Origin of the sequence: Pseudomonas sp. G5001 (assembly GCF_013385475.1) — a bacterium.
GTDB lineage: Bacteria > Pseudomonadota > Gammaproteobacteria > Pseudomonadales > Pseudomonadaceae > Aquipseudomonas.
The window spans coordinates 359,236-370,897 of sequence record NZ_JACAPZ010000007.1; the positions used below are offsets into that span (position 1 = coordinate 359,236).

The window sequence follows — 11,662 nt, forward strand, 5'->3', positions numbered from 1 at the left end:
ACGTTAGCGGCGCGGTGCAGTCTGTACCCCATCAATGACGGATTCGCCGCGTTCAAAAGGCCTGCAATGCTCACATCTATCAAGCAAGAAAAATTCATGCTGCTGGCGCTGATTGCCGCCATCGCTGCCTACCCGCTGGAGCACTGGATGCTGCACAGCGGGCAGATGGTGGCGCTGTTGGCTGGCATAGCGCTGATCGGCTTTATCGTCGTGGCCTCGATGCGCGTGGCCCATCACGCCGAGCAACTGGCGGAAAAGGTCGGCGACCCCTACGGCACCATGATCCTGACCCTCGCCGCCGTGCTGGTGGAAGTGGTGATCCTGGCGATCATGATGAGCAACGAGCCCTCGCCGACCCTGGTGCGCGACACTATTTATTCGGCGGTGATGCTCGACATCAACGGCATCCTCGGCCTGGCTGCACTGATGGGCGGCATCAAGCATGGTGAACAGTCCTACAACGACGATTCGGCGCGCACCTACAGCGTGATGATCCTTACCGCCATGGGTGTGTCGATGGTGGTGCCGGAATTTATCCCCGAGGCCGACTGGAAAATTTACTCGGCCTTCACCATCGGCGCGATGGTAGTGCTCTACACGTTGTTCCTGCGGATGCAGGTGGGGCCCCACAGTTATTTCTTCAGCTACAGCTACCCGGAAAAACGCCGCAAGAAACAGCCGGAAGAAGAGTCGCCGCCGATCAACCTGGCGTTTTCCATCGGGACGTTGGTGTTTGGCGTGATCGTGATTGGCGCGTTGGCCGAGGTGATGTCCAAGACCCTCGACCTAGGCCTGGAAGGCACGGGGGCTCCACCGGTAATCACGGCGATCATCGTGGCCGCGATTTCCGCCGCCCCGGAGATTTTGACCGCGTTGCGCGCAGCGCTGGCCAACCGCATGCAGTCGGTGGTGAACATCGCGCTGGGGGCTTCTCTGTCGACGGTGATTTTGACCGTGCCGGTGATGGAAGCCATGGCCTTGTACACCGGCCAGCCGTTTCAGATGGCGATGACGCCGGTGCAGACCGTGATGGTGTTTATCACGCTGATTGTCAGTGCGATCAACCTCAACGATGGCGAAACCAACGCCATCGAAGGGATGACCCATTTTGTGTTGTTTGCGACGTTTATCATGCTGTCGCTGCTTGGACTGTAACCAATCCTGAAAACACCGCAGAAATAATTGTGGAAACCGGGCTTGTGTGGGAGCGGGCTTGCTCGCGAATACGGAGTGTCAGTCGCCAGATATGTTGACTGACCCAACGCATTCGCGAGCAAGCCCGCTCCCACATTTGAAAAGTGTTTCTTCAGTTAAGTCCGGTTGATCAGTTCCCGCGCCGCCTGGCTGTGATCGGCAATCAAGCCTTTCAGGTCCAATCCTTCGACCTGCCCGTCGATCACCCGCCATTTGCCGCCGACCATCACCCGGTCCGCTCGGTCGGCGCCACACAGCAGCAGCGCAGAGATCGGGTCATGGCTGCCGGAGAAGCGCAGTTCATCGAGCTTGAACAACGCCAGGTCGGCCTGTTTGCCTACGGCCAGTTCGCCGATATCGGCGCGACCGAGTAACTGCGCCGAACCTTTTGTCGCCCAACCCAACACCCGTTCCGGGGTGATCTTCTCTGCCCCGTAACGCAGGCGCTGGATGTACAGGGCCTGGCGCGTTTCGAGGATCATGTTCGATGCATCATTGGACGCCGAACCGTCCACCCCCAGGCCAATCGGTGCGCCGGCGGCCAGCAGGTCCAGCGTTGGGCATATCCCGGAAGCCAGGCGCATGTTCGAGCTCGGGCAATGGCAGATGCCGGTACCGGCAGCTCCGAGGCGTGCGATTTCTTCAGGGTTGAAGTGAATTCCGTGGGCCAGCCACGTGCGCGGGCCTAGCCAGCCGACGCTGTCGAGGTAATCCACGGTGCGCAGGCCGAAACGCTGCAGGCAGAAGTCTTCTTCGTCGAGGGTTTCCGCCAGGTGGGTATGCAGGCGCACGTCGAGGTGGTTGGCCAGCTCGGCGCTGGCTTCCATGATTTCCGGGGTGACGGAAAACGGCGAGCAGGGCGCCAGGGCGATCTGGATTTGTGCGCCGTCACCGCGCTCGTGGTACTGGCGGATCAGGCGGCGGCTGTCTTCCAGAATCACTTCGCCTTGCTGCACGGTTTGTTGCGGTGGCAGCCCGCCGTCGGCCTCGCCCAGGCTCATGGAGCCGCGGGTGAGCATGGCGCGCATTCCCAGTTCGCGCACGCTGTCGACCTGCACGTCGATCGCCTGTTCCAGGCCGTCCGGGAACAGGTAGTGGTGGTCTGCCGCCGTGGTGCAGCCCGAGAGCAGCAGTTCGGCCAGGGCCACTTTGCTCGCCAGCGCGAGTTTTTCCGGGGTGAGTCGGGCCCAGACCGGATACAGGGTTTTCAGCCAGGGAAACAGCGGCTGGTTGACCACCGGCGCCCAGGCGCGGGTCAGGGTTTGATAGAAGTGATGGTGGGTGTTGATCAGCCCCGGAAGCACCACATGCTCGCGGGCATCAAAGACTTGCCCACAGGGCACGGAGGGTTCTTGGCCCCAGCCCAGCACTTCGGTGATCACACCGTCTTGCAGCACCAGGCCGCCACGGGCGTCGAGGCCATTGGCAGTGAAAATCGCGAGGGGGTTTTTTAACCAGATACGGGTCGCAGGCATTGGCCGGCTCCTCTGAATGATGGGTTCAGGTTTGCCAGCTCAGTGTTGCCCTGTCTGCTGATCCAGGGTCGCCGGGGAGGGCGAGGTGCGCAGTTTACGTGTGGATCGTTATCGACGGCAATCGGCCGATAACGATCCCGGTTTTTTTACCAGGCGATGGTGTCGCCCTTGTAGTCCACAAAGTGATGGCCGCCCTTGCCGGTGTAGGCATTCACCTGGTCAACCAGGCCGCGCACGCTGGTGGGCACGTCGATGTGGGCGTTTTCGCCACCCATGTCGGTCTTCACCCAGCCCGGGTGCAACGACAGCACGGTCAGTTTCTGATCGCCCAATTGGGTGACGAAGCTGTTGGTCATGGAGTTGAGGGCGGCCTTGCTGGCCTTGTACAGCGCCAGGTCCGAGCCGTCGGGAATGGTGACACTGCCCAGGATCGAACTCATGAAAGCCAGCACGCCGGTGCCTGGGCGGATCTGCCCGACAAAACGCTGGGCCAGGTTGATCGGCGCCACGGCGTTGGTGAAAAACAGTTGGCCGACTTCAGCCAGGGTGGCGTGGCCCGGCTCCTGGTTGGCCGGGCCTTTGACACCGGCGTTGACGAACAGCAGGTCGAAGGTTTTTTCCTTGAGGCGCTGGCTGAGGGCGATTACCGCCTGCTGGTCATCCATGTCGAGCTTTTCGATCTGCACATCGCCCAAGGCCTTCAAGGCATCGGCCTTTTGCGGGTCGCGCACGGTGGCGGTCACCTCCCAGCCGTCCGCCAGCAGTTGCTTGGCCAGGCCAAGGCCCAGGCCCCGGGAGGCGCCGATAATCAGTGCGGTTTTTGAAGTGGACATGAATGGCTTCCTTTGACGGTGGAGGTTCACGGGTTCAGTGGACAACGCTGGCCGAGCCTTTGCTGCAACTCTTGGCGCAGTTGGTCGAGTTCGGCGATGCGGGTTTCGATCAGGTTGAGCTTGTCTTGCAGGAGCTGGGTCACGGCGCTGTCGGGGTCTGGAGCTTGCCATAATGCGCCGACGCTGTTGCCGATTTCACCCAGGCTGAAGCCCAGGCGCTGGGCGGTCTTGATGTACAGCACCAGTTGCACCATGTCGGCGGGGTAGTCACGGTAACCGTTGGCACTGCGTTGCGCGGCAATCAGCCCGCGTTGCTCGTAGAAACGCAGGGTGTCGCGACTGACCTGGCTGGCCTGGGCTAATTCGCCGATACGCATGTAGAGGGCTCAAGGGGGCTTGACCCTGGAGCATACTCCAGGCTTTAGCCTGCTGGCTTCTTGAATTTAAGGAGCTTACGGCTATGTGGACCGCACACCAATACCGTCGACTGGTTCGGGCCAGCGGTTGGTACGACCTGATTGTCACCGCCGCACTGGTCACACCCTGGACGTTTGTCCTGCTGCATAACGCCCTGGTGGCGTTGAACCTGCCCGGCGAGCTGCCGCCGTTCGCGCCTGTGCATATGTTGATGGCGAACCTGATGGGCTCGATTGTCTGCGTGTGGTCGGTGCTGCGAATCCGCGACCCACAAGCGATCTTTGGCCGCTACGACGCCGCCGGCCGAGTGCTGTTTGCCACCTGGCAGATCTACGCGCTGGCCCATGGTGCCAGTACTGTATTGGTGATTGTCGTGGTGTTTGAAGTGCTGTGGGCGGTGGCTCAGTTGATACCGGTGCGCCGAGCAGCAAGTTGATCAAAAAATGCTCAGTTGTGCCGGAACGTTGCAGGCTCTGCTGCGGGGTCACTCTTGCACGGGTTATCCACAGGTTGCTCCACAGTAATTGTGCGCAAGCGTGACCGGTGGATATAAGCGCTGTGGCCCTTTGTTCTAAAGGACATAACCCGCCTAACTGACTGTTTTTGAGCTGGATTAATACTTTCGTGCAGTGCCTTGAACAAAAACTGTACAACCGTCTGAAACCCTTGTGACAGAAGGGTTACAGGCGAGTGTGCTCAGGTTATCCACAGGCAGGTGCACAGTAGATGTGGGCAGTTTCAGCGCTCCAGCAGAATGCGCCCGCGACTCAGGTCGGCGAGCTGCGCTTGCAGGGTGTCGATATGTGCCTCGCCGAGGGCCAACTGCAGGTCGACGCCATTGGCGGTGAAGGTTTCTTCCATCACCAGCCCACCCAGTTCGGCCACTCGCAGCTTCACCAACTGCAGCTCGGCAAAACCACAGGAGCAACTCAGCGGCACCCGTTTGATCAGCTCGACGCGTTCGGCGGCTTGCAGGCATTTGTTCGCGCCGCCGCCATAGGCGCGGGCCAGGCCGCCGGTGCCCAGTTGGATGCCGCCGTACCAGCGGATCACCAGCACCACGACCTGGTCGCAATCCTGCGCTTCGATCGCGGCCAGGATCGGGCGCCCGGCCGTCCCGCCGGGTTCGCCGTCGTCGTTGCTGCGGTATTGATCGCCGAGTTTCCAGGCCCAGCAGTTGTGCGTGGCGTTCAGGTCGCTGTGCTGGTCGATGAAGGCCTGGGCGTTCTGGGGGCTGCTGATCGGGGCGGCGAGGGTAATGAAGCGGCTTTTGCGAATTTCTTCGCGAAACTCGCAAAGGCCGGTAAGCGTGAAAGGCATGGGTAACTTCGTTTAGAGGGCCGGCTTGATGCCACAGCCTTTGAGAATGATGTGGATAAGGTTGGTGCCGGCGTCTTCCATGTCCTGCTTGGTCAGCTTGGTGCGCCCGGTCACGCGGCAGATCTGGGTGGCAAAGTCGGCGTAATGCTGGGTGCTGCCCCACAGCAGGAAGATCAGGTGCACCGGGTCGATAGGGTCCATCTTGCCGGCGTCGATCCAGGCCTGGAATACCGCCGCACGGCCGCTGAACCAGGCGCGGTAGTCCTGGCTGAAATATTCGGTCAGGCACTCACCGCCGCTGATGATCTCCATCGCGAAGATCCGCGAGGCTTGTGGCTGGCGCCGGGAGAATTCCATCTTGGTGCGGATATAGCGGGTCAGGGCGGCCGCCGGGTCATCCTCGGCGGTCAGGGTGTTGAAGGTGCTGTCCCACAATTCGAGGATGTTGCTGAGCACCGCGATGTACAGGCCCAGCTTGTTGGTGAAGTAGTAGTGCAAGTTGGCTTTCGGCAACCCGGCGCTCGCCGCGATGGTGTTCATGCTGGTGCCTTTGTAGCCATGACGGGCGAACTCGTCTTCGGCGGCCTGCAAAATCGCTTGTTCGTTCTTTTGGCGAATGCGGCTTGCAGGTTTTCCGGCGTGGTTGCTGTGGGCAGGAACTTCGAGGCTCATGGAGGTTTCCGTGCAGATCGATGAAGGCGACGTGTGCACAGATAACCCACCCTCAAGCCCCAGACAAGTCCCGATACGATAAAACCCTTAAAGCGGCTCCAGAGTGTCGCTTTCCAGGGTCCGGTTTGCGGCATCCACGGGAGCCTTGGCTTCAGGTAGCAGCAGGCACAATACGATGGCGGTCAGGCCGCCGCTGGTGATGGCCGAGTCGAACAGGTTCTGCACCAGGGTTGGCATCAGGTGCAGCAGGTTCGGTTGCGCCGCGATCCCCAGGCCGACGCCGAACGAGGTGGCGATGATCAGCATGCTGCGCCGATCCAGCGGGGCCTGGGCGAGAATGCGCACGCCGGCCGCCGCTACGCTGCCGAACATCACCAGGGTTGCGCCGCCCAGCACCGGCTTGGGGATTTGCTGCAGCACCGCACCAATCAACGGAAACAGCCCGAGGCAAAACAGTACCGCGCCGATGTACAAGCCGACGTAACGGCTGGCCACGCCGGTCAGCTGGATCACGCCGTTGTTCTGGGCGAATGTGGTGTTGGGAAAGGCACTGAAGGTGGCGGCGATCATGCAACTGATGCCATCTCCCAGTACGCCACCCTTGAGTCGGCTTATATAGGAAGGGCCGCTGATGGGCTGGCGGGCGATCATGCAATTGGCAGTGAGGTCGCCGACGGTTTCGATGGTGCTGATCAGATAAATCAGTGCTACCGGCAGGAAAGCGCTCCAATCGAAATTGAAACCGAAGTGGAACGGTGTAGGCAGGCTGATCAATGGCAAGTCAGGCAAGGCTTGGGGCACCAATTTGCCGCTGAACCAGGCGGCGAGGCTGCCCAGTGCGAGGCCGATGATAATGGCGGAGAGCCGTACCCATGGCGTGTTCGAGCGGTTCAGCAGGATGATGGTCAGTACCACGAACAGGCCGAGTGCCAGGTTGGTTGGCGCGCCGAAGTCCGGGGCATTGAAGCCGCCTCCAAGGTCAGTGATGCCGACCTTGATCAGGCTGATGCCGATCAGTGTGATGACGATGCCGGTCACCAGCGGCGTGATTACCCTTTTGAGCTGACCGATGAAACGGCTCAACACGACCTGCACTGCGGCGCCGAAGAAGCAGATACCGAAAATCATCGCCAGGATGTCTTCCGGGCTGCCGCCGCGTTGCTTGACCAGAAACCCGGCCGACAATACGGCGCCGAGAAACGCGAAGCTGGTGCCTTGCAGGCAGATCATCCCGGCGCCAATGCCAAACGGCCTGCGCGCCTGGATGAAGGTGCCCACACCGGAAACCATCAATGCCATGCTGATCAGGTAGGGCAGGTGGGCGGTCAGGCCCAGGGTAGAGCCGATGATCAGCGGCGGGGTGATGATGCCGACGAAGGCAGCCAACACATGCTGCAACGCGGCAAGCAATGCAGGCAAAGGTTTGGGCCGATCGTTGAGGCCGTAGATCAGGTCGCTGGGGGTGTTGGATTCTGGCGGCATGGCGGGGAACTCATGGCTGACGGTTCGAGATCCCCTTGTCTTGCAAAAAGCTGTCCAGTTGCTCAGGTTTTTCTGTAAGGCCCGTGTTAGCGCGTTGCGGCCAGACTTTCGAGAAAACTTTCCAGCACCAAATGAGGGCGACGGCCCTTGCGCGTGACCGAAGCGAGGCTCAAATCGTAAAAACGTGTTGCCGGTTTCAGCGCGCGCAGTCGGCCTTGTTGTACCCACTGGCTGGCGTAGTGGTCGGGCAGGTAGCCGATGTAGCGGCCGGTCAGGATCAGGAAGGCCATGCCCTCGCGGTCCGAGGCACTGGCGGTGCAATTGAGTGCCTGGTAGTGCGCCTGGATATCCGCGGGCAGGCGGAAGGTTGGGGCGATGGCGTCCTGGCTATTGACGCGGTCGTCGTCCAGTTGCTTGTCGTCGGCGTAAAACAGCGGGTGGCCCACTGCGCAATAGAGCAGCGAGCGTTCGCTGTACAGCGGCTGGTATTCAAGTCCCGACAAGGCGCTGGCCTGGGGGACTACGCCGACATGCAGGCGGCCGTCGAGCACCCCTTGTTCGACTTCATTGGGGGCGATCATGCGGATCTGGATCTGTACATCCGGGCCGCGTTCCTTCAACTGTGCCAGGGCGTGGGTGATGCGCATGTGGGGCAGGGTGACCAGGTTGTCGGTCAGGCCGATGATCAGTTCGCCGCGCAAGTGTTGGTGCAGGCCGTTGACCTCGGTGCGAAAACTTTCCAGGGCGCTGAGCAGCTGCAACGCCGACTGGTACACCTCGCGTCCTTCTTCGGTCAGGGAAAAACCCGCCCGCCCGCGTTGGCACAGGCGCAGGCCAAGGCGCTGTTCAAGATCACTCATTTGCTGGCTGATGGCCGAGCGGCCAATCCCCAGTACGGTTTCCGCCGCCGAGAAGCCACCGCACTCCACCACGCTGCGAAAGATGCGCAACAGTCGGATATCGAAGTCGCTGACTTGGGCCAGAGGGTCGGGTCGACGGCTGCTCATAGTTTAGTGAAGGCCTGACTGAAGGTTAGAAGAGTTGGATTTCACCGACTTTATCCCCGTGGCAATTTAGCTGCAACAACGCTTTTCAATCCCGACGCTGCCTTTTGCCTTGCGAGGTTTTGCTCATGAACATGCCCGAAAACGCTCCGTCCACCCTGGCCAGCCAACTGAAGCTGGACGCGCACTGGATGCCGTACACCGCCAACCGTAACTTCCATCGTGACCCGCGCCTGATCGTGGCGGCCGAAGGCAGCTGGTTGACCGATGACAAGGGGCGCAAGGTGTATGACTCGCTGTCGGGTCTGTGGACCTGCGGCGCCGGGCACACTCGCAAGGAAATCCAGGAAGCGGTCTCCAAGCAGTTGGGTACGTTGGACTACTCGCCGGGCTTCCAATACGGTCATCCGTTGTCGTTCCAGCTGGCAGAAAAGATTACCGACCTGACCCCGGGTAACCTGAACCATGTGTTCTTCACCGACTCCGGCTCCGAGTGTGCCGATACCGCGGTGAAGATGGTGCGTGCGTACTGGCGCCTGAAAGGCCAGGCGACCAAGACCAAGATGATCGGCCGTGCCCGTGGTTATCACGGCGTGAACATCGCAGGTACCAGCCTGGGCGGCGTGAACGGTAACCGTAAGATTTTTGGTCAGGGGCTGATGGATGTTGACCATCTGCCTCACACCCTGCTGGCGAGCAATGCGTTCTCCCGTGGCATGCCGGAGCTGGGCGGGATTGCCTTGGCGGACGAGCTGCTCAAGCTGATCGAGTTGCACGATGCGTCGAACATCGCTGCGGTGTTTGTTGAACCGATGGCGGGCTCTGCCGGCGTGCTGGTTCCGCCGCAGGGTTACCTGAAGCGTCTGCGTGAGATCTGCGATCAGCACAACATCCTGTTGGTGTTCGACGAAGTGATCACCGGCTTCGGTCGTACCGGTTCGATGTTTGGTGCTGACAGCTTCGGCGTGACCCCGGACCTGATGTGCATTGCCAAGCAAGTCACCAACGGCGCGATCCCGATGGGCGCGGTGATTGCCAGCACCGAGATTTATCAGACGTTCATGAATCAGGCGACGCCAGAGTACGCGGTGGAGTTCCCGCACGGCTACACCTACTCGGCCCACCCGGTTGCCTGCGCGGCTGGCTTGGCGGCACTCGACCTGCTGCAGAAGGAAAACCTGGTGCAGAGCGTGGCCGAAGTCGCACCGCATTTCGAGAATGCGCTGCACGGCCTGAAGGGCAGCAAGAACGTGATCGACATTCGTAACTATGGCCTGGCCGGTGCGATCCAGATTGCCCCGCGTGATGGTGATGCCATCGTGCGTCCGTTCGAAGCGGGCATAGCCTTGTGGAAAGCCGGCTTCTACGTGCGCTTTGGCGGCGACACCCTGCAGTTCGGCCCAACCTTCAACAGCAAGCCGCAGGACCTGGATCGCTTGTTCGATGCGGTCGGCGAAGTGCTGAACAAGATCGACTGATTCCTCCTTCTATATAGAACAACTTTTCAGGAGCCCTGCATGAGCCTCATCCAGCATTTGATCAACGGCCAATTGGTCACCGAAAACGGTCGCACTGCCGACGTGTACAACCCGTCGACTGGCCAGGTGATTCACCAGGTGCCGTTGGCCAGCCGTGAAACCATTCAAAGCGCCATCGATTCGGCCAAGGCAGCTTTCCCGGCCTGGCGTAACACGCCACCGGCCAAGCGTGCCCAGGTGATGTTTCGTTTCAAGCAATTGCTTGAGCAGAACGAAGCGCGTATCTCCCAGCTGATCAGCGAAGAGCATGGCAAGACCCTGGAAGATGCGGCCGGTGAGCTCAAGCGCGGGATCGAGAACGTGGAGTACGCGTGCTCGGCGCCGGAAATCCTCAAGGGCGAGTACAGCCGTAACGTTGGCCCGAATATCGATGCCTGGTCTGACTTCCAGCCGTTGGGTGTGGTGGCCGGTATTACGCCGTTCAACTTCCCGGCGATGGTGCCGTTGTGGATGTATCCGCTGGCGATCGTCTGCGGTAACTGCTTCATCCTCAAGCCGTCGGAGCGTGATCCAAGCTCGACGCTGCTGATTGCACAGTTGTTGCAGGAAGCTGGCTTGCCTAAAGGCGTGCTGAGTGTGGTGCATGGCGATAAAGGCGCGGTGGATGCGCTGATCGAAGCGCCGGAAGTCAAGGCGTTGAGCTTTGTCGGCTCGACGCCGATCGCCGAGTACATCTATTCCGAAGCCACCAAGCGCGGCAAGCGTGTACAGGCGTTGGGCGGGGCGAAGAACCATGCGGTGCTGATGCCGGATGCGGATCTCGATAACGCTGTCAGTGCCTTGATGGGCGCGGCGTATGGTTCTTGCGGTGAGCGTTGCATGGCGATCTCTGTTGCCGTGTGTGTCGGCGACCAGGTGGCTGACGCATTGGTCGCCAAGCTGGTGCCGCAGATCAAGGCGCTGAAGATTGGTGCGGGCACCACGTGTGGATTGGACATGGGGCCGCTGGTCACTGGCCAGGCGCGCGATAAAGTCAGTGGCTATATAGAGGACGGCGTTTCTTCGGGTGCTGAGTTGGTCGTCGATGGTCGTGGCCTGAGTATTGCCGGTAATGAAGATGGCTTCTTCCTGGGGGGCAGTTTGTTCGACCGCGTGACCCCGCAGATGCGCATCTATAAAGAAGAGATCTTCGGGCCGGTGCTGTGTGTGGTTCGGGTGAACAGCCTGGAAGCGGCCATGCAGTTGATCAACGATCACGAGTACGGCAACGGCACCTGTATCTTCACCCGTGACGGTGAGGCGGCGCGGTTGTTCTGTGACGAGATTGAAGTGGGTATGGTTGGCGTCAACGTGCCGTTGCCGGTGCCGGTGGCTTATCACAGCTTTGGTGGCTGGAAGCGCTCGCTGTTTGGCGACTTGCATGCCTATGGGCCGGATGGGGTGCGGTTCTATACGCGTCGCAAGGCGATTACCCAGCGCTGGCCGCAACGGGCCAGTCATGAGGCGTCGCAGTTTGCCTTTCCTAGCTTGTAGGTTCGGTAAGTAGAAGGCCGGCCCCTTGGGGCCGGCCTTTGCTTTTCAGGGCTTTTTTGACCGATATGACAGTATTGTGAAAAAAGGTGTTGACGGCAGATTCTGGAAGTCTATAATTCGCCCCACTTCCGGCGCAGTCGAAACGGAAAACTCCTTGGTAAACAAAGAGTTATGTAGGTTTCGACAGCGAGCTGCTTCAGATCATCGAGGCCCAGAAGGAGTTAGTAAGGCGGTGTTGTTTGGCCCTATTAACG

General features: G+C 60.4%; 11 protein-coding genes. 4 read left to right on the top strand and 7 right to left on the bottom strand.

The genetic code is table 11. The features are described from left to right. Positions 1-66: 66 nt before the first annotated feature. Complete coding sequence (locus HX805_RS07505) at positions 67-1,155, top strand: calcium:proton antiporter (protein ID WP_003211166.1); 1,089 nt, start codon at positions 67-69, stop codon at positions 1,153-1,155. A gap of 155 nt (positions 1,156-1,310) precedes the next feature. On the opposite strand, the gene HX805_RS07510 is transcribed toward HX805_RS07505, so the two are convergent. From HX805_RS07510 to HX805_RS07520, 3 genes are all read right to left on the bottom strand, one after another. After that, positions 1,311-2,669 carry an 8-oxoguanine deaminase gene (locus tag HX805_RS07510; RefSeq protein WP_177080355.1) on the bottom strand — a complete coding sequence of 453 codons (1,359 nt, stop codon included), beginning with the start codon at positions 2,667-2,669 and terminating at the stop codon, positions 1,311-1,313. 146 nt (positions 2,670-2,815) lie between these two features. After that, a complete protein-coding gene (locus HX805_RS07515) occupies positions 2,816-3,502 on the bottom strand; it encodes an SDR family oxidoreductase (RefSeq protein WP_177080354.1) in 687 nt (228 codons plus the stop codon). 26 nt (positions 3,503-3,528) lie between these two features. Further along, positions 3,529-3,879 (bottom strand): MerR family transcriptional regulator, encoded by a 351-nt coding sequence (locus HX805_RS07520; protein WP_003211171.1) that lies wholly within the window; start codon positions 3,877-3,879, stop codon positions 3,529-3,531. A gap of 83 nt (positions 3,880-3,962) precedes the next feature. Here HX805_RS07520 and HX805_RS07525 point away from each other — a divergent pair, with 83 nt between their 5' ends. Then, complete coding sequence (locus HX805_RS07525; protein ID WP_008430778.1) at positions 3,963-4,355, top strand: hypothetical protein; 393 nt, start codon at positions 3,963-3,965, stop codon at positions 4,353-4,355. Between the two features lie 302 nt (positions 4,356-4,657). On the opposite strand, the gene HX805_RS07530 is transcribed toward HX805_RS07525, so the two are convergent. From HX805_RS07530 to HX805_RS07545, 4 genes are all read right to left on the bottom strand, one after another. Then, a complete protein-coding gene (locus HX805_RS07530; protein ID WP_177116727.1) occupies positions 4,658-5,239 on the bottom strand; it encodes a YigZ family protein in 582 nt (193 codons plus the stop codon). Positions 5,240-5,251: 12 nt separating this feature from the next. Further along, on the bottom strand, positions 5,252-5,911 hold the full coding sequence (locus HX805_RS07535; RefSeq protein ID WP_003211175.1) for a TetR/AcrR family transcriptional regulator: 660 nt from the start codon (positions 5,909-5,911) through the stop codon (positions 5,252-5,254). Positions 5,912-5,998: 87 nt separating this feature from the next. After that, on the bottom strand, positions 5,999-7,393 hold the full coding sequence (locus HX805_RS07540) for a uracil-xanthine permease family protein (RefSeq protein WP_003211176.1): 1,395 nt from the start codon (positions 7,391-7,393) through the stop codon (positions 5,999-6,001). A gap of 86 nt (positions 7,394-7,479) precedes the next feature. Next, a complete protein-coding gene (locus tag HX805_RS07545) occupies positions 7,480-8,400 on the bottom strand; it encodes a LysR family transcriptional regulator (RefSeq protein ID WP_177116728.1) in 921 nt (306 codons plus the stop codon). 125 nt (positions 8,401-8,525) lie between these two features. On the opposite strand from HX805_RS07545, the gene HX805_RS07550 reads away from it, so the two are divergent. Continuing rightward, the gene (locus tag HX805_RS07550; protein WP_177080352.1) at positions 8,526-9,875 is read left to right on the top strand and encodes an aspartate aminotransferase family protein; all 1,350 of its coding nucleotides are present in this window, start codon (positions 8,526-8,528) and stop codon (positions 9,873-9,875) included. A gap of 39 nt (positions 9,876-9,914) precedes the next feature. Further along, complete coding sequence (locus HX805_RS07555) at positions 9,915-11,408, top strand: CoA-acylating methylmalonate-semialdehyde dehydrogenase (RefSeq protein ID WP_003211182.1); 1,494 nt, start codon at positions 9,915-9,917, stop codon at positions 11,406-11,408. The last annotated feature ends 254 nt before the right edge of the window (positions 11,409-11,662 follow it).

What these genes read in the sequence shown, in the direction of transcription:
- HX805_RS07555 (WP_003211182.1), top strand. Translation starts at nt 9,915, where the DNA reads ATGAGCCTCATCCAGCATTTGATCAACGGCCAATTGGTCACCGAAAAC.
- HX805_RS07530 (WP_177116727.1), bottom strand. Translation starts at nt 5,239, where the DNA reads ATGCCTTTCACGCTTACCGGCCTTTGCGAGTTTCGCGAAGAAATTCGC.
- HX805_RS07540 (WP_003211176.1), bottom strand. Translation starts at nt 7,393, where the DNA reads ATGCCGCCAGAATCCAACACCCCCAGCGACCTGATCTACGGCCTCAAC.
- HX805_RS07520 (WP_003211171.1), bottom strand. Translation starts at nt 3,879, where the DNA reads ATGCGTATCGGCGAATTAGCCCAGGCCAGCCAGGTCAGTCGCGACACC.
- HX805_RS07525 (WP_008430778.1), top strand. Translation starts at nt 3,963, where the DNA reads ATGTGGACCGCACACCAATACCGTCGACTGGTTCGGGCCAGCGGTTGG.
- HX805_RS07505 (WP_003211166.1), top strand. Translation starts at nt 67, where the DNA reads ATGCTCACATCTATCAAGCAAGAAAAATTCATGCTGCTGGCGCTGATT.
- HX805_RS07550 (WP_177080352.1), top strand. Translation starts at nt 8,526, where the DNA reads ATGAACATGCCCGAAAACGCTCCGTCCACCCTGGCCAGCCAACTGAAG.
- HX805_RS07545 (WP_177116728.1), bottom strand. Translation starts at nt 8,400, where the DNA reads ATGAGCAGCCGTCGACCCGACCCTCTGGCCCAAGTCAGCGACTTCGAT.
- HX805_RS07515 (WP_177080354.1), bottom strand. Translation starts at nt 3,502, where the DNA reads ATGTCCACTTCAAAAACCGCACTGATTATCGGCGCCTCCCGGGGCCTG.
- HX805_RS07535 (WP_003211175.1), bottom strand. Translation starts at nt 5,911, where the DNA reads ATGAGCCTCGAAGTTCCTGCCCACAGCAACCACGCCGGAAAACCTGCA.
- HX805_RS07510 (WP_177080355.1), bottom strand. Translation starts at nt 2,669, where the DNA reads ATGCCTGCGACCCGTATCTGGTTAAAAAACCCCCTCGCGATTTTCACT.